Consider the following 24,175-nt stretch of genomic DNA (forward strand, 5'->3'; position numbering starts at 1 on the left):
CGACCGACATGGATGTGATCCTGCTGGAACGAGTCGAGAAGCTCGGCAACATCGGCGACGTGGTGAAGGTGAAGGACGGTTTCGCCCGTAACTTCCTGCTGCCGAACAAGAAGGCGCTTCGTTCGAACGAAGCCAACCGCAAGGTGTTCGAGAAGAACCGTGAGCGCATCGTCGCCGACAACGCCGCACGTCGCGGCGAGGCGGAGACCGAGGCGAAGACGATCGACGGCATCACCGTCACGCTGATCCGTCAGGCGTCGAACACCGGCCAGCTCTACGGTTCGGTTGCGGTTCGCGATCTGATCGACGCGCTGGAGGCCGAGGGCCACAAGGTCTCGAAGTCGGCGATAGTGCTGAACAAGCCGATCAAGGCGATCGGCCTGTACGAGGTCAAGGTCTCGCTGCACCCGGAAGTCTCGGTGACGATCAAGGTCAACGTCGCACGCTCGCCCGAAGAGGCCGAGATGCAGGCGCAGGGCGTCGACGTCATGGCGGCGATGTTCGAGAAGGACGAAGCCGGCTTCGTCGAGGCATACGACCCCAACGCCGAGCCAGGCGCAACCGCTGAGGTCTCGTCGGACGAGCCGGAGCAGGCCGAGGGCTGATCGCCTTCGCCCTGCTGGGTTCCAGGAAAAAGGGCCGTCCGGAGTGATCCGGGCGGCCCTTTTCTTTTCGGATCCGATTATGCGCCGGGTTGAGCCGTGCGCAGGTCAGGCTTGGCTCAGTGTGTCACCACACAAGCGCTTACGGTGAACGCGAGCGGGATGAGCGCGAGGAGAACGGGGCCGATCTTGTTCATGACGACAACTTTCAAAACGATGAACGTGTTGACGTCACAATGCCCACGCTACCGGAAAGGTTGCGCCTAGATGAACGCGACACCGCTCCCAAGTTGAAACGTTGCGTTGCTTAGCGGCTTACCACAACACACCGTCCTTGTCGGGCGTGAGCGGCTTGGGCGCGTCATCCCCGATTGCCTGCAGAAGATCGATTTCGATCGTGCGGCACATCGCTGAAAGCGGCACATCGTGCAGCGTGTTGGCGAAAGGATCGACCAGATCGTCACCGATCGCGAGAATGGCGAGGAACATCAGCCCCGCAATCGTAGATCCAAGCGGCGTTGCGAAGCCTAGCGTGTCAACCAACCCGATCGGTAAGAGGATGCACAGCATGTGCGTGAAAACCATCGGGAAGAAGCGATACTGGTTCGGCAACGGTGTGTTCTTCAGCCGCTCCATACCACCCTGCGCGTTGGCAATGTCGACGAGAATCTGCTCCATCGCGGTCTGCTGGATCGTGTCGAGCAGCCCGTCACGACGCGCCTGGTCGATCCGACGCCCGGTGCCGTCGACGATCCCATTGGCGACGTTGGTACGGTGAAGTGCCGGCGTCGCTTCGCCTTCCGAAAGGAAGCGCAGCACGTCGCCGTCAGGAGTTTGCCTGCGCAATTGGCACCGTAGCGCATTCACATAGGCGATTTGCCGAAGCACAATCGTCCGTTTGAGATCGGTGGCTTCATCCGGCAGGAAGTTACGCGCCTGCCGTGCCAGACTGCGACTGGCATTGATCATCGCACCCCAAAGGCCACGCCCTTCCCACCAGCGCTGATAGGCCGAATTGCTGCGAAACCCCAGCACGAGCGCCAGCGCCGAACCAAACAAAGTCAACGGCAGCGACGGCGCAGTGAAGGGCAGCCAGTAGTAGGTAACCGTAACAGTCACATCCCACACGAACAGCACCGCGAGCGGCTTCCAGATTTCGCGGATCACCTGCTTGGCACCCGGAACGGCAGTGACGATCATAGAACCTCAGATATGGTGCAGGCGAGCGGCCTTATCATGGCTTGGCGGAAACGGCCCCGACGTTCTTCGCCGATGTGTCTTGCGCAGCACTCGCCATCGCGACCGCGGTACCGGAAGCAGGTCGCAGCACGAACCAGTGCGGATGTTCGATCGCGACGAGATACGCGAGGATCGTCAAACCGAAAGCGAGGAACATCCAGGATCCGCGCCAGGTTTCGAGAACGGCATGGCGGTCACGTTGATCGGATGGGGGCATGTTGCGTCTCCGGCACGAGGTGGAGAAAGCAAAATAGACATCTGCAAACCGGCGCGCGTAAACCGCCAGTGACGAAATATTGCTGCGTCGCAGCACAGCGCTGAACCGAGACAATACACAGATAAGGCGCGCGAGTACGGAGTCTGCGCGCCTTATCAAACTTCTGCGGTCACGTCGCCCGGGCCTGCAGGATCAGGCTGGCGCGTGTTCCGTCGCCAGTGCCGCACGCACCGCCGCAACCGCGTCCGCCGCCTTGCTACCGTCGGGACCGCCACCCTGTGCCATGTCCGGGCGGCCGCCGCCGCCCTGCCCGCCCAACACATTGACGGCGACACGCAACAACTCGACCGCGCTCCGCGTCGTTGCGACGTCTGCGGTCAACCCGACCGCCACCGAGGCGCGACCCTCGTTCACCGCGACGATCATCGCTACACCCGATCCGATCCGCCCCTTCACGTCGTCAACCGCGCCGCGCAGGCTTTTCGCGTCGAGCCCGTCGATCACCTGCCCGACGAAGTTGACGCCGCCGATCTGTTCCGGCCCGGCCGGCGCAGCACCCGCGCCGCCGCCCAGCGCCAGTGCCTTCCTGGCCTCCGCCAGCTCACGCTCCAGCTTGCGCCGCTCCTCGACCAGCGCCGCCACACGCGCCGGCACATCGTCAGGCGTCGCCTTCAACGCCGCTGCGGCCTCACGCAGCTTTTCGTCACGCGCGCTGAGATACGCCCGCGCCGCCTCTCCCGTCAGCGCCTCGATCCGTCGCACGCCACTGGAAACCGCGCTCTCCGAAACGATCTCGAACAAGGCGATATCCCCGAGCGCGTTTACGTGGGTTCCGCCGCACAGCTCGACCGAATAGCTCGCATCTTCGTGACGGCCCATCGACAACACCCGGACCTCGTCACCGTACTTTTCGCCGAACAGCGCCATTGCGCCAGCGGCGATCGCATCGTCGGGGGTCATCAGTCGGGTCGTAACTGCATCGTTGCCACGAATGTGACGGTTCACATCGGCTTCGACATCAGCGATCTCGGCCGCGCTCATCGCGCTGTTGTGCGAGAAGTCGAACCGCAGCCGGTCCTCGGCGACGAGGCTGCCCTTCTGCGTCACATGCCCGCCGAGCCGCCGGCGCAGCGCCGCGTGCAACAGGTGCGTGGCGCTGTGGTTGGCGCGGATGCGCGCGCGGCGATCCACGTCGATCGCCAGCCGCACGGTATCCCCGACCGCGACCGCACCGCTGTCGATCCGTGCTCGGTGTGCGAACAGGCGACCGAGCGGCTTGGCAGTGTCCTCTACGGTGATGGCGACCGCGTCACCAATGATGGTACCGGCATCGCCCATCTGGCCGCCGCTCTCGCCGTAGAACGGGGTCTGGTTGACGAGGATGTCGACGGTGTCGCCCGCCTCGGCGCGCTCGACACGAACACCGTCGTTGACGATGGCGATCACCTGCGCCTCGCCCGCATCGGTCGCGTAGCCGATGAACTCGGTGCTGCCATGCTCCTCGGCGATATCGAACCACAGATCGTCCGACGCGCGCTGGCCCGACCCTTTCCAAGCCGCACGTGCCTGACGCTTCTGTTCGGCCATCGCCGCATCAAAGCCGGTGCGGTCGACCGTGAACCCCTTGGTGCGCAACGCATCCTCGGTAAGATCATAGGGAAAGCCGAACGTGTCGTAGAGCTTGAACGCGGTCGCACCGGGCAGGACCGCGCCTTCGGTGAAATCCGCGGTCGCCTCGTCGAGTAGGCGCAGGCCGTTGGTCAGCGTGCGGCGGAACTGGGTTTCCTCCTGAAGCAGCGTCGCCTCGATCAGCGGTTGCGCGCGGACGAGTTCGGGGAAGGCAGCGCCCATCTCAGCCACGAGTGACGGCACCAGCCGGTGCATCAGCGGATCTTTCGCGCCGAGCAGATGCGCATGCCGCATCGCCCGTCGCATGATCCGGCGCAGCACGTAGCCGCGCCCTTCGTTGGCGGGAAGCACGCCGTCCGCCACCAGAAAGCCGGACGAGCGCAAGTGATCGGCGATGACGCGGTGGCTTGCCTTGGCGTCGCCCTCGGCCTGCGTGCCAGTGAGCGCGGTCGAGGCGGCGATCAGCGCCTTGAACGTATCGGTGTCGTAATTGTCGGTGACGCCCTGCAACACCGCGGCGACCCGCTCCAGCCCCATGCCGGTATCGATCGACGGGCGCGGCAGCGGGTTGCGCGTTTCCTTGTCGACCTGCTCATATTGCATGAACACGAGATTCCAGATCTCAACGAACCGGTCGCCGTCCTCCTCCGGGCTTCCGGGAGGGCCGCCGTAGATATGGTCGCCATGATCGTAGAAGATTTCGCTGCACGGCCCGCACGGCCCGGTGTCGCCCATCGACCAGAAATTGTCGTTCGTGCCGATGCGGATGATCCGCTCTTCCGGCAGCCCGGCGATCTCGCGCCACAGGTCGAAAGCCTCGTCATCCGTGTGGTACACGGTGACAGTGAGCTTCTCCGCCGGGATCCCCCATTCCTTCGTCAGCAGGTTCCACGCGAGCTTGATCGCGCGTTCCTTGAAATAGTCGCCGAACGAGAAATTGCCGAGCATTTCAAAGAACGTATGATGACGTGCGGTATAACCGACATTGTCGAGATCGTTGTGCTTGCCGCCGGCGCGAACGCACTTCTGCGAGGACGTGGCGGTCGAATAGGCTCGCGATTCAAGACCGGTGAAGACGTTCTTGAACGGCACCATCCCGGCGTTCACGAACATCAGCGTCGGGTCGTTCTGCGGCACCAGCGGCGCGGACTGAATGCGGGCATGCCCCTCGGCAGCGAAATAGTCGAGGAAGCTGCGGCGAATGTCGTTGGTCGAGATCATCGCCACGACTTAGGCGAGCGCGCAGATCTTCTCAAGCGTGGCAGATATGCGACGGGTGGCGGGTCGATGCCGCCTGCCACGCACCACCTCCGCTGTATCAGCCGAGCGGCGCGTCGATCGACAGCGGCGGAACCGAGAACCATTTCGGGCCGCTCGGTGTCATATGGAAGCAGTCCTCCAGCCGAACACCGAACTTGCCGGGCAGGTACAGGCCCGGTTCGTCCGAGAAACACATCCCCACCGCCAGCCGCGTTGCCTCGCCGTGGACGAGGTTGACGGGTTCGTGCCCGTCCAGCCCGATGCCATGGCCGGTGCGGTGCGATAGGCCGGGCAGGCGGTAGCGGGGACCGTAGCCGAGGCTCGCGTAATATCCGCGCACCGCATCGTCCACCGCGCCGGCCGGCGTGCCGATGCGCGCTGCGGCGAACGCCTTTGCCTGGCCGGTGCGGACCTGCTCCCAAACCGTGCGCTGCTCCTTGCTAGCGGTGCCGTGCACGAAGGTGCGCGACACATCGGATTGGTAGCCCTGCACCGTGCAGCCGCAGTCCATCAGCACCACCTGCCCCTCTGCCACTATCTGGGGTGCGCGACTGCCATGCGGGTAGGCGGCAGCCTCACCGATCAACACCAGCGAGAATTCAGGCATACCGCCGAGCTTTCGCGTGGCCGCGTTCATCAACCCCGCGATCTGATCCCGCGTCATGCCCTTCTCGACGCGCGGGTAGACCCACCGATACGCGGCGATCGTCACGTCGGTCGCCAGTTGCATCAGCGCGATCTCGGGCGCGGTCTTGATCATGCGGCATCCCCGTACGATCGGGTTTGCCGATACGATCCGCGCGCCCGGCAAGGCATGTTGCAGCCCGTCCACCGCGAAGTACCGCACCGTTTCCTCAATGCCGACCGGCTGCGCCGCGACGCCGCGCTCCCGCAGGAACGCGGCGACGAGCTTGAGCGGGTCCTCATCCTCCTGCCACACCCGCACGTCGCACGGGATCGCAAGCGTCTCGCGAACCGACGGCTCCTCGAAGAACGGCGTGACGATGCAGGGTTTTCCCTCCGCCGGCAGCACCGCTGCGGTCAGGCGTTCGCTGCGATGCCACTCGACGCCCGTGAAATAAACCAGCGAAGAACCCGATTCTATCAGCACCGCGCCGATGCCGTTGGCCTTCATCAACCCCTGCGCACGCGCGATTCGCGCCTCGCGCTCGGCAGGCGATATCGGGCTCGCGCCGGTGGTTATATCGGTAAGCGCGGCAAGGTCGGGTTCGGCAGCGCGCAGCATGGCTGACGTGGCAAGGAGCGGCAGCGTCGCGGCGGTGCGCAACACCGCACGCCTGCCGACAGAAAGGATGGGTTCGTCCATGAGATGACGTTACGGCGCTTGACGGCGCGGGGGCAATGCCCTTCGCTGCTCGCGGGGGCCTTTGCTGCGACGCAACGGCGGACGGGAGAATGACTTTGGCGAAACGGTTGACGTGGTACATCCTGGGCGGTCTGGTGCTCGGCATCGTCCTGGGCTGGGCGATCCACGCGGGAGTGGACGACGGGACGCCCGCAGCAGCCGCAAGGCTGAAGGCGATCGCAGGCTGGTTCTCGATCCTGACCACGGTATTCCTGCGCCTCATCAAGATGATCATCGCGCCGCTGGTGTTCTCGACCCTCGTCGTCGGCATCGCGCACATGGGCGACACCGGCGCGCTCGGGCGTGTGGGTCTGAAATCCTTGGGTTGGTTCGTCGGCGCCAGTCTCGTTTCGCTGACACTCGGACTGCTGCTGTTCCACGTCACCTCCGACATCGGCGACGCGTTGGGGCTGAGCCCGCATCTCACCCCGCCTCCAGTCGATGCTGCTGTCGGGCTGGATGCGAGCGGCTTCGACGTCGCCAAGATCATCACCCACATCGTGCCTAGTTCCATCGTAGACGCGATGGCGACCAACGAAATCCTCCAGATCGTGATCTTCTCCGTATTCTTCGGCGTCGCCATTACGGCGGTCGGGCCACGCGCCGCGCCGCTGGTGACGGCGGCGGAGGGGTTGGCGGCGGTGATGCTTCAGATCACCGATTATGTGATGCGACTTGCGCCGATTGCGGTGTTTTCGGCGATTACGGCGGCCCTGACGGAACACGGTCCGGCGCTGATCTTCAAGCTCGCCTACTTCATGGGTAGCGTTTATTTCGGCCTTGCGACTTTGTGGGTGGCACTCGGGCTCGCAGCGTTCGTGGTGATCGGACGGCGCGTGAGCACCCTGTTCCGCTATATTCGCGAGCCGGCGCTGCTCGCCTTCTCCACCGCCTCGTCGGAAGCAGCCTTCCCGCGCACGCTGGAGGCGCTCGACCGGTTCGGCGTACCCGCCAAGATCGCCAGCTTCGTGCTGCCGCTCGGCTATTCGTTCAACCTTGACGGGTCGATGATGTACATGACGTTCGCGGCGCTGTTCATCGCCAAGGCGTACGGCATCCACCTCGCGCTCGGCACGCAAATCGTCATGCTGCTGACGCTCATGGTGACATCCAAAGGCATCGCCGGCGTACCACGTGCCAGCCTGGTGGTGATCGCCGCCACGCTGTCGCAGTTTGGCATCCCGGAGGCTGGCTTGCTGCTTATCATCGGCGTCGATCAGTTCCTCGACATGGGGCGATCCGCCACCAACGTGGTCGGCAACGCGATCGCCGCCAGCGTGGTGGCGAAGTGGGAGGGTGGTTTCGAGGAACCGCTTGCCCCCGAGATCGAACCGCCGCACGCGCCAAGCCACGGTCTGGCCCGGCACGTCTAGCGGGTCGGGGCGGGTCTGCGAGCACCTTCAGGCATAGGCGTACGGCCCGCCCTGCGTGAGCGCGGCCTGATAGGCGGGGCGCGCATGGATCGTGTCCAGCCAGGCGATTGTGGCGGGACGCGAGCCGTCGAGGCCGGCGCGGCTGCGGGCGGCTTCAAGCGGGAAGCTCATCATCACGTCGGCGGCGGTGATCGTGTCGCCTGCGAACCACGGCCGCTCCGAAAGCACCGTCTCCACGTAGTCGAGATGCACGTCGACCATCGGGCGGAAGCGTCTGATCGCCGTCTTGCCGAACACGGGCACACGGCTCAGCACGAGCAGCACGAACAACGGCGGCATCAGCGATCCTTCGGCATAATGCATGAACTGCCGGTAGCGTAGCGCGTCGTCACGGTGCGCGGGTGCCGCGAAGCGGCCGTCGCCCTTCTCGACCAGATATTCGATGATCGCGCCGGTTTCGACGAGGATGCGCCCGTCATCCTCGATGATCGGCGATTTGCCGAGCGGGTGGATGCGCTTGAGCGCCTCCGGCGCGAGCATCGTCTTCGCGTCGCGCGCATAGCGCCGCACGTTATAGGGCAGGCCGAGTTCCTCGAGCAGCCACAGCACGCGTTGCGACCGAGAGTTTTCGAGATGATGGAGTGTGATCGTCATGCCGGCTCCTTATGCGGAGCGCTTAGCGCATGCCGCCGGCCGTGGTTCCGGCGTGGCGCCAATGCTGCGACCGGCCCATGCACAGGCGGGCCACATGGAAACTTCGGTGTCACATACTGAAAGGCCCGCAACATGCGCGGGCCTTTCCGGTTTTGCGACACAGCGCCAGCCGTGTCGTTCGCATGGTGGCGGCGCAACGACGCGCCACCCGCTTACATTTCGGCGTCATCATCCTCGGGGCCGGCCATCATCTCTTCGGCCACCTTGTCGGTACGCGAGCGGATCGCCTTTTCGAGACGATCGCACATCTCGCTGTTTTCCTTGAGGAAGGTCTTGGCATTCTCACGCCCCTGGCCGATGCGGACGCTGTCGTAGCTGAACCACGCTCCCGATTTTTCGACCAGCCCGGCCTTAACGCCAAGATCGAGGATCTCGCCGATCTTGGAGACGCCCTGACCGTACATGATGTCGAACTCGACCTGCTTGAATGGTGGCGCGACCTTGTTCTTCACGACTTTGACGCGCGTGGCGTTGCCAACAATCTCCTCACGGTCCTTGATCTGGCCGGTGCGGCGGATGTCGAGACGAACCGAGGCGTAGAACTTCAGCGCGTTGCCGCCCGTCGTTGTCTCCGGGTTGCCGTACATCACGCCGATTTTCATGCGCAGCTGGTTGATGAAGATCACCATGCAGCGCGACCGGCTGATAGATCCGGTCAGCTTGCGCAAAGATTGCGACATCAGGCGCGCCTGAAGGCCGACGTGGCTATCGCCCATCTCGCCTTCGATTTCCGCACGCGGCACGAGTGCGGCAACTGAATCGACCACCAGCACGTCAATCGCGTTTGAACGCACGAGCGTATCGACGATTTCGAGCGCCTGCTCGCCCGTATCGGGCTGCGACACGATCAGTTCGTCGATGTTGACGCCGAGCTTTTTGGCATAGACCGGATCGAGCGCATGTTCGGCATCGACGAACGCGGCGGTGCCGCCGGTCTTCTGCGCCTCGGCGATGACATGCAGCGCGAGCGTGGTCTTACCCGAGCTTTCCGGCCCGTAGATTTCGATCACGCGACCACGCGGTAGCCCGCCGACGCCGAGCGCGATATCAAGCCCGAGCGAACCGGTGGAGATCACCTCGACCTGCATCGCCTCCTTCGAGCCGAGCTTCATCGCCGAACCCTTGCCGAACGCGCGATCGATCTGCGCGAGCGCTGCTTCAAGAGCCTTTTGCCGCTCGTCGGCGGCCTTGGTATTGGAAGCTGCCATTTTGCTGTCGATGACCTTCAAAGATGCCGCCATTGGAGCCTCCACCGCTAGACTGATGTGATCGCACGTTCAATCGTGTTGGACACCATGTATTCTGTTTGTTCTACGAGAACAAGAGCGGAACGTATCTTTTATCGTAAAGACAGCAGGCTTTCGCATCACGGCGCAAATCGACTTTGCACGGGATGACCGATGTTTCTCGCGAAACCGCGACGCGCTCGGCACCCATGGCGGAGAACCAAGCGCACGGTTCATGCGGCAACTTCCCACGCGAATTCAGTCGCCTAGATTTTCCAAAGCTTTCGCGACGCTGTCCATCGTGAAAGGCTTGGCGAGAGACGGGCGATCGCGGAAGCGTTCCGTGACGCTGTCATGCGAGCCACCGGTCGCGAACACGAACGGGATGTTCGCAGCCGCCAAGGCATCCGCCACCGGCAGGCTTGTTTCTCCGCCACGCAAATTGAGATCGAGGATCGCCGCATCGATGCCGCCGGCCTGTACCAGATCGAGCGCAGCCGACACGCAATCGGCTGTGCCTACCGGAACCTTGTCTAGGATCTCGAGGAAATCCTCGAGCATCATCGCAATGAGGGGTTCGTCCTCGACGATCAGGATGTTGGTGGGCGCGGTCATATCGGGTCCATAACCATCAACGCGGCCCCGCGCCAAGCTCTTTCGCGGCCATCACCGAACGGACCCCTTCAGCGAGTTGCTGGACGGAGAAGGGTTTGGCGAGGAACGCGACATTGTCTAGGTCGATCGACTTGCGCAGCGTCTCCTCGGCGTAGCCCGACATGAACAGGATCGGCAGATCGGGATAGCGTTTGCGGGCGTGCCGTACCATCGTTGGCCCATCCATCAACGGCATCATCACGTCGGAGACGAGCAGATCGGGGCGCGGATGGCTGGCGAGCAGTTCCAGTGCCGCCTCGCCATGTTCGGCGGTCAGCACGGTATAACCCTGTCGCGTGAGCGCCCGTTCGGCGACGGCGCGCACCATGTCCTCATCCTCGACCAGCAGGATGGTGCCGCTGCCCCACAGGTCGATCGGTTTCTTGGGCGGAACGATCACCGTATCGGCGACCGGCGCGGACGCGGTGTGGACCGGCAGGTAGATGGTGAACACCGCACCCTGCCCCGCCTTGGATTCCGCGAAGATATAGCCGCCCGACTGCTTGACGATGCCATACACGGTCGAGAGTCCCAGTCCGGTTCCCTTGCCGACCTCCTTCGTGGTGAAGAACGGCTCGAAAATCTTCGGTAGTATCTCGGGCGGGATACCGGCGCCGTTGTCGACAACCTCCAGCGCCACGTAATCCGCGATCGGCAGGATGTCCGACCCCATGCGTCTGACATCGGCCGTCGTAACGGCGAAGGTGCGGATCGACAGCACCGCTCCACCCTGAGGAAGCTTGGCCAGCATTGCATCACGCGCATTGACCGCGAGGTTGACGACCACCTGTTCGAGTTGACCCGGATCGGCGCGCACCGGTGCCAGACTGCGGCCATGTTTGACGTGCAGGGTGATCGTCTCGCCAAGCAGCCGCTTGAGCAATTGCGACACCTCCGAGACGATATCGGGGAGTTGCAGCACCTGCGGACGCAGCGTCTGCTGGCGCGAAAAGGCAAGCAACTGCCGCGTCAACGATGCGGCGCGATTGGAATTCGCACGGATTTGCTGGATGTCGTCGTAATCGCTGTCACCCGGCGAATGGCGCATCAGCATCAGGTCGCAATGCCCGATGATCGCGGTGAGGATGTTGTTGAAATCGTGCGCGACACCGCCGGCGAGCTGGCCCACCGCCTGCATCTTGGTCGCCTGCGCGACCTCGCGCTTGAGCCGGGTTTCCTCGCCATTGTCCTTGAGGCTGAGCAGCACCGCCGCATCACCAAGCCCGCGCGCGCCGGCGATCGACAGCGCGACTGGCTCGTCGGGATGATCCTTCAGGCGGATGGCTAGATCGGTCGAGTGCGTCGCACCGCTGGCGAAACGCCGCACCGCGTCGGACACTACGCCCTTGTCCTCGCGCACGACGAGATCGCCCGGATAGACCGGCGGTGCGGCCGGATCGACTGCGGCCGCACGCGCGAACGAATCGTTCATCTGCAGGAAGCGCCCATCGGCCCCCACCAGCGCAACGCCGAAGGGCATCAGCGCCACCAGCGTCTGGACATGCGCCGACGCGCTCGCGCCGATCGCGGGAGCGGCGCTCTGTTCCTCGTCGATCAGCGCGATCAGCATCGGCGCGGCATCGCCGTCGAGAAATGGGATCTGGAGGACGCGCAATGGGTTCTTGAGCATCCCTTCCCGCTCGAAGCGGACCATGCCGCGCTCGTCCGTCATCAGGAAGCGAGCGAAGTCGCGGCCGACGATCGCCGCGTCCTCATGCCCCATGGCGCGAGCGCGCAACACGTTGTTCGCCGCAATGACGCGGCCGTCATGCCCGATCAGCGCAACCATGATGCCGGAACGGCCGAACTGATCGCCAGTACGGCCCGCGACGAGATCCTCCACCGTCGCAGCTAGATTGAGGCCGGTCGGCTCGCGGAAGCGCCAGACCAGCAGGTCGCCGTCCGTGCCCGCGCAGGCGACTTCGCCGGTGATGGCGGTGCCGCGCGCGAACAGCCGGTCGATCGTCGCGGTCCCATCGCGCCATGCCTTGCGTCCGGCCACGCCGAGCCGCTCCGCACCGTTGCTGTCGAGCGGCAGATCAGGTGGCGTCGGAAAACCGCCGAACAGCACTTCGTAGCGATCGTTCGCACAGACCAGCCGACCGGCACGGTCGGTCACCGCCACCGCATCCGGGCTGGCACCGGCGAGCACGCGGGCGAGCGCCCAGTCGGGCTCGGCGCCCTCACCACCGCTGGCGGGGAAGATGCGTCGGTAGGCAAGCGCGCCGCCGCCGATCAGGATAGCAGTGGCGAGGAACGCCGCCGCGATCACGATGTTGCCGAGCAGCAGCAGGATCACCAACGCGGCGGCAACTCCGCTCGCAAGGGCGATCAGCGCGGCACTGCGGGCCGCGCTGGCAGGGTTACCGGTCAGGGCAGGAAGGCTGGCCATTCTCACCCCTTAGTGGCTCGATCCGGGCCAGCGTCAAGCTACCAGATGCGGACGCGCTGCTCGGGCGTGAGATACAGCTTCTCGCCCGGCTTCGGCTTGAACGCGGCATACCACGGATCGAGGTTGCGGACGATGTTGGCGCGTTGTTCGGAGGGGCTGTGCGGATCGGTCAGCAGCCGCTGGCGGAGGTTCGCCTCCCGGTAGTTGCGCCGCCACACCTGTGCCCAACCGAGATAGAAGCGCTGATCCGCGGTGAAGCCGTCGATCACCGGCGGCTGCTTGCCGCCAAGCGAGGTGTGGTAAGCGTCATAGGCGATCGTCAGCCCGCCCAGATCAGCCGTATTCTCCCCCAGTGTGAGGTGGCCGTTCAGGTGCACGCCCGGCAGCGGCTCGTACGCATCATATTCCTTGGCGAGCGCCTCGGTGCGCGCGTTGAACGCCTTCACGTCGGCTGGCGACCACCAGCTGGCGAGCTGGCCATGCTCGTTGTATTTCGCGCCCTGATCGTCGAAATGATGAGTCAGCTCGTGGCCGATCACCGCACCGATGCCACCATAGTTGACTGCCGGGTCCGCGGCGGGATCGAAGAACGGCGGCTGGAGGATCGCAGCGGGGAAGACGATCTCCACCATCGGGGGGTTGGCGTAGGCGTTGACCTCCATCGGCGTCATGCCCCATTCCCAACGCTGGAGCGGCTTGCCGAGGTGGCTGACGTTGTAAGCATGGCTCCACTGGTTGGCGCGCCATGCGTTGCCGAACGCGTCCCCTGACGTGATCGTCAGCGAGCTATAATCCTTCCACTGGGTAGGATAGCCGATCTTGGGGGTGAACGCGGCCAGCTTGGCATGCGCGCGCGTCTTGGTGGCGGGCGTCATCCAGTCAAGCTTGTCGATGCGCGCGTCCATCGCCGCGATGATGTTGTGGACGAGTTTGTCGGCCGCCGCCTTGGTTTCAGGCGGAAAATACTTCGCCACGTAAAGCTTGCTTACCTCGTCGTCGATTGCGCCGGTGGTGAACTGCACGGCGCGCTTCCACCGTGCTTCCTGCTCGGGCGTGCCGGACAGCACGTGACCGTAAAAGGCGAAATGCTCGTCATCGAACGGCTTTGGCAGCACGTCAGCATAGGTATCGAGCGAGCGCACCAACAACTGATCGCGCAGCACCGTCAACGACGCGGCCGCGATCGCGCGCGCGATACCGGCGACGGCCGTCGGCTGCGCGACGATCACGCTGTCGACCGGCGTGCCGATGCCGGCGAAGTATGTGGCGAAGTTGAAGCCGGGTGCGGCTTTGGCAAGCGCCGCCACGGTCATCTTGTTGTAGGTCTTGTCCGCGTCGCGGCTCTCGGTGCGCGTCCAGCTGATCGCCGCAATCTTTGTCTCATAGTCGACCAATGCTTTCGCGCGTACCGCAGCGTTCGGCTCGCCTGCCAGCGTCAGCACCTTCGCGATATGCGCCTCGTAAGCCGCCTTGGCCTCGGCGAGTTTGGGATCGGTGCTGAGATAATAATCGCGATCGGGCATGCCGAGCCCGGCTTGTGACAGGCTCAGCGCATACATTTCGGGGTTCTTGTCATCTTGCCCGACGCCGGAGCCGAACGGACCGTCGATACCGGCCTTGGCCGCCTCGGCGACCAGCGCGGCATAGGCCCCTTTCGCCTTCAGCCCCTTCACTTTGTCGAGCCAGGGCTGGATCGGCGCGAGGCCTTTGGCGTCAATCGCCGGACGGTCTAGGAACGTCGCGTAGGCGATGCCGATCTTGGACGTCGGGTCCTTGGCGGCGGCCTCGAGGATGCCGCGGGTGCGCTTTTCGGAGAGATCCGACAAAAGGTTGAAAGCACCATAGTTCGACTTGTCGGCAGGGATGGGCGTCGTCTTCGCCCATGTGCCGTTGCCATAACGGTAGAAGTCGTCGCCCGGCGCGACCGAACGATCCATGCCCGCCTCGTCGAAGCCGAACGTGCCGAACTCCGGCTTGCCGGCCGGTGCAGGCGCTCCGGCGGGTGCGGGCGGCGCGTCGGCGGCAGGCGCGGACGTAACGCCAGCCAGAACCGTGGCGGACAGCAAGGCCGCGAAAAGCGAGGAGCGGATCATCAAAAACCTCTAAAAGCGCTTGGATACATCGTTGTAAGCGTAAGTGACACGCCCGGTCCAGTGCGCGACGCGCGGGTCACCGTGCGCGAGCAAGCGCCCTCGCCCGCCACTTACGAACGACCCACCAGCGCCAGCCTAGCGCACTCGCGGCAAAGCCCGTGACCGCGAACACGATCGTAATCGTCACCAGTCCGAGCACCAATGCCGGCCCCGCTTCCGACAAGATCCAGTGCAGCCAGCTTTCGCTCGCACGTACCATCGTCCCGGCCGCATGCCTGTAGTGCAACAGCCGGCTACCGATCCAATACGCGGCAACCCACAAGGGCGGCGTCGTAAGTGGATTGGTGATAAGCGTGGTCAGCGCCGCAACCGGGATGTTCGCCCGCACCGGCAGCGCGAGCAGCGCCGACAACGGCACCTGCGCGACCGGGAACAGGATACCCGTCACCATCCCAAGCGCCACGCCACGCGGCACGGATCGGCGGGTGAAGCGCCACAGTTCCGGCGCCAGCACGCGGTGGGCGACCGGGCGCAGGACACGACTGCGCTCGATGCTTTCACGCGTGGGCAGGTTGGCACGTAGCCAACGGCTCGCGCGCGTGAACATCAGCCGCGATCGCGCATCAGGCGGCCCTGTTCGCGCTTCCAGTCGCGCTCCTTGGTCGCCTCGCGCTTGTCATGTGCCTTCTTGCCCTTGGCGAGCGCGAGTTCCACCTTTGCACGCCCCTTCGAGTTGAAATAGACCATCAGTGGCACCAGCGTCATCCCATCGCGGGCGACGGCACCGTGCATCTTGTTGATCTCACGCTCGTGAAGAAGCAATTTACGTGGCCGCTTCGGCTCGTGATTGAAGCGATTGCCGTGGCTGAACTCGGGCACGTTGGAGTTGATCAGCCAAACCTGATTGTCCTTCACCTCGGCATAGCTCTCCGCGATCGAGCCGGTGCCGGAGCGCAACGACTTCACCTCGGTTCCGGTCAGCGCGATGCCGGCTTCGTACACGGTTTCGATTAGGTAATCGTACCGCGCGCGCCGGTTCTCAGCGACGATCTTGGTTTTCTCGAATGCGGGGGGTTTGGGACGGGCCATAAGCGAACGGCATGTAAGCGGCAGTGCCCGCTATGGGAAGGCGGAGATTTCCGGAAGGTCGCGATACCACTGGTGTGATCGGCAATTCGTGCGACAATGATCGGGACATGGTGGGATGCTGAAATGTCTATATGGCTTGCCGCTACGCTGCAAATGGCACATTCTGATATGGTCACCGGCGACTTCGATCTCGCGACCAGCTCAAAATCAGCCGACCTCAGCGCCATGGATCGTTGTGGAAAGCAGCGCGACGGGGAGGACGTGATCGTCGTATGTGGAAACCCTCATAATCAATTCCGGTTACCCTTGCCGCGTGAGAACGAATCGCTCGATTTGGCACAGCCGTGCGCAGACAGGCATGGCCGCACTGACGCCCGCCGGCCCATGCGGGGTGTTCGTTGGTGAGCGGCAATGCAACAAGAAGGAGGCTGCGGAATATGGCTATGGAAACGGTCGGGATCCGTTGACCGTGATAACGCGTATCGCCAAGAAGGTCGTCGACCCGGACGCGAACTAACGCCTAGGCAATGCCAGCCGCCGCCAGCGCCACGTCGACGGCCGCGCGCGCCGTGTCGCCCGGCCAAGTCATCGGCAGGCGCAGGCCGGTCGGAAAACCGGGGATGACCTTGCCGACCGCATATTTCACCGGTCCCGGCGAAGCATCGGTGAACATCGCCAGATGCAGCGCGAACATGCGATCCTGCAATGCCAGCGCACCCGTGTAATCCTCATCGTCGATCGCTGCCTGGAACTGCGCGCATAGCCGCGGCGCAACGTTGGCGGTAACCGAGATGCAACCCACCCCGCCCATCGCGTTGAAGGCGAGCGCGGTCTCGTCGTTGCCGGAAAGCTGCGCAAACGCGACCCCACACGTCGCGCGCTGCTGCGACACACGGGTGAGCGTGCCGGTCGCGTCCTTCACCGCTACGACGTTGTCGGGAAACGCCTGGACGAGCCGACCCATTGTCTCAGGCAGGATGTCTGTCACGGTGCGACCGGGCACATTATAGAGCATCACGGGCAAATCGCACGCCTCGACCACCGCCGCAAAATGGCGGAAGATCCCCTCCTGGCTCGGGCGATTGTAATAAGGCGGCACCATCAGCGCGCAGTCGGCACCGGCATCCTTCGCGGCCCTGATATTGCGGATCGCGACGCGCGTGTCGTTGCTGCCGGCGCCGGCGATCACCGGCACGCGGCCCCTCGCCTGATCGACGCAGACCTTCACGACATGGAAATGCTCTTCGAAATCCATCGTCGCAGATTCGCCGGTGGTGCCGCACGGCACCAGACCGGTCGAGCCTTCGGTGATCTGCCATTCGACAAAATCACGAAACGCTGTTTCGACGAAGCTGCCGTCTTCGGCAAACGGAGTAACGAGAGCGGGGATCGAGCCTGTGAACATGGCTCCAGCCCCTACCCGCGCCACCGATGAAACGAAAGCCCGATCAGGCGGTGAAACGCTTGGTGAAGCCTTTGGGGGCACGCTCCTGATCCGCGCGTGCCTCGACATTGTCGATCCGCGCCTTCTCCGGCCCCTCGCGCACCGCCTCGACCATGCCTTCCACCGCCTCTTCCTCGCCGGCGATCAGCAGTTCGACCCGCCCGTCCCGCAGGTTGCGGACCCAGCCCGCCACGCCGAAATCGCGTGCGCGGCGTACCGCCCAATCACGGAACCCGATGTTCTGAACCTTGCCACTGACGTAAACACGCTGAACGACTTGCATTGCGACTTTGCTTCCCTTGGGTCCGCGCCCGACGCGGGTGAGCGGCGACGCCTAGCACGCACGGCCGTCAAGGCCATAGCCACGCGTGCGGCTTGTCGCAAAGCGCGCCGCCTTGGTCGCTTGGGCGACTCAGCCGGAACGCAACAAGGCGACGCCGGCGTCGCGTTCGAACAGATATAGCGCCAGCCGCGCCGCCGTTCCGCGTGCACCGCTCAGACCGCCGTCGCGGTCGATCAGCAGGCGCGCGTCATCGGCGGCGACCGGCAGCAGCTCGGTGAGCAGCTCCGGCGTGGCAAGCCGGAACCCCTCCTCGCCCGATTGCCGCGTGCCGAGCAGTTCGCCGGCGCCGCGCAGCCGCAAGTCTTCCTCGGCGATACGGAAGCCGTCGTTGGTCTCGCGCATCAGCGCCAGCCGCGCACGCGCCGTCTCGCCGAGCGCACCGCTGCGCACCAGCAGGCAGTTAGACTTGCCGGTGCCGCGCCCGACCCGCCCGCGCAACTGGTGCAACTGGGCGAGGCCGAAGCGATCGGCGTGTTCGATCACGATCAGCGTGGCGTTGGGTACGTCGACCCCGACCTCGATCACCGTCGTCGCCACCAGCACGCCAAGATCGGCGGCGGAGAAGCGTGCCATCACCGCATCCTTGTCCGGCCCCTTCATGCGACCATGGACCAATCCCACCCTGTCGCCGAAGCGCGCGCGCAACATCTCAGCGCGATCCTCTGCGGCAGCGAGGTCGCTCTTCTCGCTTTCCTCGACCAGCGGGCAGACCCAGTACGCCTGCCCGCCGCTGGCGAGGTGGCGACCGAGCGCCTCGACCACATCTGCCAGACGATCCTGCGAGATCACCGTGGTCTGGATCGGCTGGCGGCCGGGCGGCATCTCGTCGAGCCGGCTGACGTCCATCTCGCCGTAATTCGCGAGCGTCAGTGTGCGCGGGATCGGCGTCGCGGTCATCGCCAGCAGGTGCGGCGCGGTCTGCGCCTTGGCCTGCAACATCATGCGCTGCGCCACGCCGAAGCGGTGCTGCTCGTCCACCACCACCAGCCCGAGATCGCGGTACGTGACGCCCTGCTGAAAGATTGCGTGCGTGCCGATCAGGATGTTGATGGTGCCGTCGGCCAAGCCCATCAGTGTGGCCTCGCGCGCGCGGCCCTTGTCGCGCCCGGTCAGCACCGCGATCTCGACCGGCAGCCCGGCAAACAGTCGACGCAGCGATTCGAAATGTTGCCGCGCGAGGATTTCGGTGGGTGCGAGCAACGCCGCCTGGGCGCCCGCCTCGACCGCGACCAGCATCGCCATCGCCGCGACCAAAGTCTTGCCCGCACCGACGTCGCCTTGCAGCAGGCGGAGCATTGGTTGCGCCTGTGCGAGATCGCCCTCGATCTCCGCCACCGTTCGCGTCTGTGCGCCGGTGAGGCTGTACGGCAGCTTGAGCATGTCGCGCAGCCGCCCGTCGCCGGCCAGCGCCCGCCCCTTTCGAGCGCGCGACGATTGCCGCACCAGCATCAACGCAAGCTGATTTGCGAACAGTTCGTCATAGGCGAGGCGGGTGCGGGCGACCGCGTCCGATGGGTCGGCATGGATACGCGCCAGCGCCTCCCGCCATGCCGGCCAGCCTTTCTGCGCGAGCAGACCCGGTTCGATCCACTCGGGCAGATCGGGCGCGCGCTCGACCGCCTGCGCGGTGAGCTGCCCCATCCGTCGCGAGGTGATCCCCTCGGACAGTGGATAGATCGCCTCGCGCCCACCCGGCTCAGCCTCGTCGAGCGGCAGGACGTAATCCGGATGGACGATCTGGAGATCCTGCCCGTAGGTTTCGAGCTTGCCCGACACGCGGCGCGGCTCGCCGATCGGCAGCAGCTTCTTCGCCCAGCCGGGATGCCCGCCGAAATAGAGCAGGCTGACGGTGTTGCCCGCCGCATCGCTCGCCAGCACGCGCGTCGGCCCGCGCCCGTTGCCGGATCGCACCTCGCGCGCGGTGAGCGTGATCGCGATCGTGCGACCCGCATCGGCAATGTCGAGCTCGTCGCGGGCGATGCGATCGACATAGCCGGTGGGCAGATGGAATGCGACATCGGCGATCCGAGCGAGGCCGAGTCGCTCGAGCGGCTTGGCAAGTGCGGGGCCGATGCCCTTCAGCGCCGTCACTTCGGCGAACAATGGATTGAGGATATCGGGGCGCATGACTATCTGTGGCGTGCCTTACCCCCAGCCGACGCGCACCGCCAGCGCCCGTCGGCCAATCGCCGTTGGAGTCTCATGGACCGCGAAATCCGCCTCAAGCGCCTGCATTTCCGCGCGCACCACCGTGGCACTAAGGAAGCCGACCTGCTGATCGGCGGCTTCTTCGATGCGCGCGCCCATGACTGGGACGATGCCGAAATCACGCTGTTCGAGGAACTGATCGAGGAACAGGACGTCGACATCATGGCTTGGGCGATCGGCATGGAGCCGGTGCCGGACCGCTATGCCGGATCGATCATGCAGGCGATGCATTTGCTCAACTACGTGCCGGTGGCACGCTGACCTCGCCTCCCCTTCCCCGTGGAAGGTGCAACCAGAAGACCCTATGCCCGATCTGAAGACCATCCTCGCCGCCAAGGCGCCGCTTACCCTCGCCGGCGTGCCGAACGGTTTCGCACCGTGGCTGCTAGCCGACCTCGCCCGTGCCGCGCCTACCCGTGCGGTGTATGTCGCGCCCGACGAGGCTGCGATGCGCGCGGTGGCGGCAAACGCGCCGGTGTTTGCGCCCGATCTCGAAGTGCTGATGTTCCCGGCGTGGGATTGCCTTCCCTACGACCGCGCTTCGCCGACACTGCGGGTGATGGCGGAGCGGATGGCGACGCTGCACCGCCTGCAGACGAGCCCGAAGGGTCCGCAACTGCTCGTCACCACCGCCAACGCGGTGGCGCAGCGCACGCTGACGCCGTTCCGCATCCGCCAACTCGTCGCAAAGCTTGCACCCGGCGAGCGGATCGGGCGCGACAAACTTGCCGTGCTGCTCCAGGCGAACGGCTATGTGCGGGTCGAGACGGTCGCGGATGCGGGCGAGTTCGCGGTGCGCGGCGGGCTGGTCGATCTGTTCCCGAGCGGATCGGAGGCGGCGCTGCGGCTCGACTTCTTCGGCGACGAGATCGAATCGGTCCGTACCTTTGACCCCGCCGACCAGCGCACCACCGGTCGCATCGACGGCTTCACCCTCCTGCCAGCGTCCGAGACGCTGCTGGATGAGGAGAGCATCAAGCGCTTCCGCAGCCGTTACCGCGAGCGCTTCGGCGCGACCGCGACCGGCGATCCGCTGTACCAGGCGATCAGCGACGGACGCCGCCTCGCCGGCATGGAGCATTGGCTGCCGCTGTTCGAGGACAAGATGGTCACGCTGTTCGACCATGTCGGCGGCGATGCGGTGGTGGTGCGCGATACCGGCGTGGAGCCGGCGGCGGAGCAGCGCTTCGAGGCGATCAATGATTACCACGCCAACCGCGTCAAGGCGCTGAGCGCGGACCCGGGCAGCTACCGCCCACTGCCGCCGAGCGCGCTGTACCTGATGCAGAAGGAGTTCGGCGAGACGTTGGCCGCCGCCCGCGCGCACCTCGTCACGCCGTTCCATGAGCCGGAAAGCGCCACCGTGCTCGACTTTGGCGTCGACGGCCCGCGCGACTTCGCGCCGGACCGGGTGAGCGGATCGAACGTATACGAAGCGGTGGTCGATCACGTCGGGAGCTTGCGCAAGGCGGGCAAGAAGCCGATCCTCGCCAGCTATTCGTCCGGTTCGCGCGAGCGGCTGGCGACGTTGCTGGCCGATCACGGGCTCAAGGCGGCGACCAAGGTCGACACCTGGCAGGAGGCGCTCGGCCAGTCTGCCAGCGGGGTGGCGCTGTTCATCCTGCCGCTCGACCACGGCTTCACCACGCCAGACATCGCGCTGCTGACCGAGCAGGACATGCTCGGCGACCGGCTGGTGCGCCGTGCCAAGCGCAAGAAATCCGCCGACGCGTTCCTTGCCGAACTGGCGATGCTCACGCCGGGCGATCTCGTCGTTCATGTCGATCACGGTATCGGCCGCTACGAGGGGCTGACCTCGATCCCCGTGGGCAAATCCCCGCACGATTGCGTCGCGTTGAGCTACGCGGGCGGCGACAAACTGTTCGTTCCCGTCGAAAATATCGACGTCCTCTCACGATACGGCTCCGATAGCGAAGGCGCAGGCCTCGATCGTCTCGGCGGCGAGGCGTGGCAGCGCCGCAAGTCGAAGATGAAGGAGCGGATCCGCGAGATTGCTGGCGAGCTGATCGCGACCGCCGCGGAACGCGCGCTCCGTCCCGCCGAGGTGATCGAGGCGGACAGCGGGTACACCGAGTTCGTCGACCGCTTCCCCTATGAGGAAACCGACGACCAGGACCGCGCGATCGGCGACGTGCTGGAGGATCTCGCCAAGGGCACACCGATGGACCGGCTCGTCGTCGGCGATGTCGGTTTCGGCAAGACCGAGGTCGCGCTGCGCGGTGCGTTTGCGGCGGCGATGGCGGGCAAGCAGGTCGCGATCGTCTGCCCGACGACGCTGCTCGCGCGCCAGCATTTCAACAACTTCGCGCAGCGCTTCGAGGGCTTCCCGATCAAGGTCGGCCGGCTCTCCCGCCTCGTTACCGCCGCCGAGACCAAGGCGACCAAGGCTGGCCTCGCCGACGGCACCGTCGACGTGGTGGTTGGCACCCACGCGATCCTCGCCAAGGGGATCGATTTCAAGCGGCTCGGCCTCGTCATCGTCGATGAGGAGCAGCGCTTCGGTGTTACGCACAAGGAGCGGCTGAAGGCGCTCAAGTCCGACGTTCACGTCCTCACCCTCACCGCAACGCCGATTCCGCGCACCTTGCAGATGGCGATGTCGGGCTTACGCGAACTCTCGGTGATCCAGACGCCGCCGGTCGATCGCCTGGCGGTGCGCACCTACGTTATGCCGTGGGACCCGGTGGTGCTGCGCGAGGCGTTGCTGCGCGAACATTACCGTGGCGGGCAGAGCTTCGTCGTCACCCCGCGTATCGCCGATCTGCCCGATATCGAAAAGTTTCTGTCCGAAGGCGTGCCGGAGATCCGCTACGTCGTCGCGCACGGCCAGATGTCCCCGACCGAGGTCGAGGAGCGCATGTCAGCGTTCTACGACAAGAAGTTCGAGGTGCTGGTCTCCACCACCATCGTTGAGAGCGGTCTCGATATCCCAAGCGCCAACACGATGATCCTGCATCGCGCCGATCGCTTCGGCCTTGCGCAGCTCTATCAGTTGCGCGGCCGCGTCGGGCGATCGAAGACGCGCGCCTATGCGTATATGACCACGCCCGCCGACCGGAAACTCACCGAGACGGCGGAAAAGCGGCTCAAGGTGTTGTCCGACCTCGACAGCCTCGGCGCCGGGTTCCAGCTTGCCGCGCACGATCTCGACATTCGTGGTGCCGGCAATCTGCTCGGCGACGAACAGTCCGGGCATATCAAGGAGGTCGGCTACGAACTCTACCAGTCGATGCTGGAGGAGGCGATCATGGAGGCGAAGGCCGGCGGCATGCGCATCCGCCCGAAGGACTTCTCGCCGCAGATCACCGTCGATGCGCCGATCCTGATCCCTGAGGATTACGTGCCCGATCTCGACCTGCGCATGGGGCTGTACCGCCGCCTCAACGATCTCGAGGATGCGATCGAGGTCGATGCCTTCGCTGCCGAACTGATCGACCGGTTCGGGCCGCTGCCCGACCCGACCGAGAACCTGATCCGCATCATCGAGATCAAGCTTCACGCCAAGAAAGCCTGCGTCGCGAAGATCGACGTCGGCCCGCGCGGCGCGTTGGTATCGTTCCACGACGACAAGCCACCCAACGTGGACGGGCTGCTCACATGGCTAAAGCGCGTCGGCGATGTGGCAAAGCTGCGTCCCGACAGCAAGCTGGTGGTGACGCGCGCCTGGGGTGACCCGAAGGCGCGGCTCAACGGCGCACTGCAACTGGCGAAGGGGCTCGCGAAGGCGGCGGGGTGATACCCGCCCCGGATGTCAGAGGGACGTAGGGGACGATCATGCAAGACGAAACGGAACAGGATCAGGCGCCCGGCTTCGCGGTCGCGGCGTTCGAGGTTGATGGCAGTCTGGTCGGTATCGGCGAGATGGCGATCGCCAATCTCTCGAGCGAATGGCTCGACGTATGGCGCGGGCTGATCGACCGGCACGGTGTCGTGTTCGACGTCAATCTGCAGGGCCCGCTCAGCCATATCCGGGTGAAATGCACCTCGACCGCGGGCGCTGCCCTGCTGCTCGTCTACAGTCGCGATCGGCCGGCATCATCAGCGGTGGTGGTATGCGGCGTATCGGCAGCGACCGAAACGCAAGTCCTCACGATGTTTGCGGATTCGATCCGCGAGGCGACCGCAAGCGTCCACGGTGACGACCCGGCCGCCACCCCCTTTGCGATGATCCCGACGCTCGACCAGCGCCCGCTGCTGGTGGCGGTACCGTGGCCTGACGATCTCGTTTCCGATCAGGACCGAGAACTCGCCACGGAACTGACTTGGCATTTCGCCGGCGCGTTCATCGGCCGGCAGATCGGCTGA

Annotated in this window: 20 protein-coding genes; 6 read left to right on the forward strand and 14 right to left on the reverse strand. The window is 65.0% G+C overall.

What is annotated here, in order from left to right:
* The first annotated feature begins 8 nt into the window (after positions 1 to 8).
* Positions 9 to 605: a 50S ribosomal protein L9 gene (gene rplI, locus OXR00_RS03830; RefSeq protein WP_267386716.1), complete on the forward strand. Its 597-nt coding sequence runs from the start codon at positions 9 to 11 to the stop codon at positions 603 to 605.
* 312 nt (positions 606 to 917) lie between these two features.
* Here rplI and OXR00_RS03835 read toward each other — a convergent pair whose 3' ends face one another.
* From OXR00_RS03835 to OXR00_RS03850, 4 genes are all read right to left on the reverse strand, one after another.
* Positions 918 to 1,802 (reverse strand): bestrophin family ion channel, encoded by an 885-nt coding sequence (locus OXR00_RS03835; protein ID WP_242146523.1) that lies wholly within the window; start codon positions 1,800 to 1,802, stop codon positions 918 to 920.
* A gap of 34 nt (positions 1,803 to 1,836) precedes the next feature.
* Positions 1,837 to 2,058 (reverse strand): hypothetical protein, encoded by a 222-nt coding sequence (locus OXR00_RS03840; protein WP_267386718.1) that lies wholly within the window; start codon positions 2,056 to 2,058, stop codon positions 1,837 to 1,839.
* Between the two features lie 192 nt (positions 2,059 to 2,250).
* Positions 2,251 to 4,908, reverse strand: coding sequence for an alanine--tRNA ligase (alaS, locus tag OXR00_RS03845; protein ID WP_267386720.1), 2,658 nt, complete (start codon positions 4,906 to 4,908; stop codon positions 2,251 to 2,253).
* A 97-nt stretch (positions 4,909 to 5,005) separates the two neighbouring features.
* Positions 5,006 to 6,274 carry a Xaa-Pro peptidase family protein gene (locus tag OXR00_RS03850; RefSeq protein WP_267386721.1) on the reverse strand — a complete coding sequence of 423 codons (1,269 nt, stop codon included), beginning with the start codon at positions 6,272 to 6,274 and terminating at the stop codon, positions 5,006 to 5,008.
* A 95-nt stretch (positions 6,275 to 6,369) separates the two neighbouring features.
* Here OXR00_RS03850 and OXR00_RS03855 point away from each other — a divergent pair, with 95 nt between their 5' ends.
* A complete protein-coding gene (locus tag OXR00_RS03855; RefSeq protein WP_267387142.1) occupies positions 6,370 to 7,686 on the forward strand; it encodes a dicarboxylate/amino acid:cation symporter in 1,317 nt (438 codons plus the stop codon).
* Between the two features lie 27 nt (positions 7,687 to 7,713).
* Here OXR00_RS03855 and OXR00_RS03860 read toward each other — a convergent pair whose 3' ends face one another.
* The 7 genes from OXR00_RS03860 to smpB all read right to left on the reverse strand — a co-directional run bounded on the left by OXR00_RS03860 (position 7,714) and on the right by smpB (position 15,854).
* Positions 7,714 to 8,340 carry a glutathione S-transferase gene (locus tag OXR00_RS03860; RefSeq protein WP_267386722.1) on the reverse strand — a complete coding sequence of 209 codons (627 nt, stop codon included), beginning with the start codon at positions 8,338 to 8,340 and terminating at the stop codon, positions 7,714 to 7,716.
* A gap of 212 nt (positions 8,341 to 8,552) precedes the next feature.
* Positions 8,553 to 9,641 (reverse strand): recombinase RecA, encoded by a 1,089-nt coding sequence (gene recA / locus OXR00_RS03865; RefSeq protein ID WP_276592857.1) that lies wholly within the window; start codon positions 9,639 to 9,641, stop codon positions 8,553 to 8,555.
* A 243-nt stretch (positions 9,642 to 9,884) separates the two neighbouring features.
* Complete coding sequence (locus OXR00_RS03870; protein WP_267386723.1) at positions 9,885 to 10,241, reverse strand: response regulator; 357 nt, start codon at positions 10,239 to 10,241, stop codon at positions 9,885 to 9,887.
* Between the two features lie 16 nt (positions 10,242 to 10,257).
* A complete protein-coding gene (locus OXR00_RS03875; RefSeq protein WP_267386724.1) occupies positions 10,258 to 12,672 on the reverse strand; it encodes a response regulator in 2,415 nt (804 codons plus the stop codon).
* 38 nt (positions 12,673 to 12,710) lie between these two features.
* On the reverse strand, positions 12,711 to 14,765 hold the full coding sequence (locus OXR00_RS03880) for a M13 family metallopeptidase (protein ID WP_267386725.1): 2,055 nt from the start codon (positions 14,763 to 14,765) through the stop codon (positions 12,711 to 12,713).
* A gap of 76 nt (positions 14,766 to 14,841) precedes the next feature.
* Positions 14,842 to 15,372, reverse strand: coding sequence for a DUF2062 domain-containing protein (locus tag OXR00_RS03885; RefSeq protein WP_267386726.1), 531 nt, complete (start codon positions 15,370 to 15,372; stop codon positions 14,842 to 14,844).
* Positions 15,372 to 15,854 (reverse strand): SsrA-binding protein SmpB, encoded by a 483-nt coding sequence (gene smpB, locus OXR00_RS03890; protein WP_242146532.1) that lies wholly within the window; start codon positions 15,852 to 15,854, stop codon positions 15,372 to 15,374. The genes OXR00_RS03885 and smpB overlap by 1 nt, the downstream gene beginning before the upstream one ends.
* 358 nt (positions 15,855 to 16,212) lie before the next feature.
* On the opposite strand from smpB, the gene OXR00_RS03895 reads away from it, so the two are divergent.
* Positions 16,213 to 16,371: a hypothetical protein gene (locus OXR00_RS03895; RefSeq protein ID WP_267386727.1), complete on the forward strand. Its 159-nt coding sequence runs from the start codon at positions 16,213 to 16,215 to the stop codon at positions 16,369 to 16,371.
* Positions 16,372 to 16,374: 3 nt separating this feature from the next.
* Here the strand turns inward: OXR00_RS03895 and dapA are convergent, their stop codons facing one another.
* The 3 genes from dapA to recG all read right to left on the reverse strand — a co-directional run bounded on the left by dapA (position 16,375) and on the right by recG (position 19,768).
* Complete coding sequence (dapA, locus tag OXR00_RS03900) at positions 16,375 to 17,259, reverse strand: 4-hydroxy-tetrahydrodipicolinate synthase (RefSeq protein ID WP_267386728.1); 885 nt, start codon at positions 17,257 to 17,259, stop codon at positions 16,375 to 16,377.
* Positions 17,260 to 17,302: 43 nt separating this feature from the next.
* On the reverse strand, positions 17,303 to 17,581 hold the full coding sequence (locus OXR00_RS03905; RefSeq protein ID WP_242146535.1) for an acylphosphatase: 279 nt from the start codon (positions 17,579 to 17,581) through the stop codon (positions 17,303 to 17,305).
* A gap of 129 nt (positions 17,582 to 17,710) precedes the next feature.
* Positions 17,711 to 19,768, reverse strand: a complete 2,058-nt coding sequence (gene recG, locus OXR00_RS03910) for an ATP-dependent DNA helicase RecG (protein ID WP_267386729.1) — start codon at positions 19,766 to 19,768, stop codon at positions 17,711 to 17,713.
* A gap of 75 nt (positions 19,769 to 19,843) precedes the next feature.
* Here recG and OXR00_RS03915 point away from each other — a divergent pair, with 75 nt between their 5' ends.
* Genes OXR00_RS03915 through OXR00_RS03925 form a run of 3 tightly spaced genes read left to right on the forward strand, consistent with a single transcriptional unit; the run spans position 19,844 to position 24,175 of the window.
* Positions 19,844 to 20,110 (forward strand): succinate dehydrogenase assembly factor 2, encoded by a 267-nt coding sequence (locus OXR00_RS03915; RefSeq protein ID WP_267386730.1) that lies wholly within the window; start codon positions 19,844 to 19,846, stop codon positions 20,108 to 20,110.
* A 43-nt stretch (positions 20,111 to 20,153) separates the two neighbouring features.
* The gene (mfd, locus tag OXR00_RS03920; protein ID WP_267386731.1) at positions 20,154 to 23,606 is read left to right on the forward strand and encodes a transcription-repair coupling factor; all 3,453 of its coding nucleotides are present in this window, start codon (positions 20,154 to 20,156) and stop codon (positions 23,604 to 23,606) included.
* A 38-nt stretch (positions 23,607 to 23,644) separates the two neighbouring features.
* Entirely contained in the window at positions 23,645 to 24,175 is a 531-nt protein-coding gene (locus tag OXR00_RS03925) for a hypothetical protein (protein ID WP_267386732.1), read from the forward strand.

It is taken from the genome of Sphingomonas sp. GC_Shp_3, from assembly GCF_026540945.1.
Taxonomy (GTDB): Bacteria; Pseudomonadota; Alphaproteobacteria; order Sphingomonadales; family Sphingomonadaceae; genus Sphingomonas.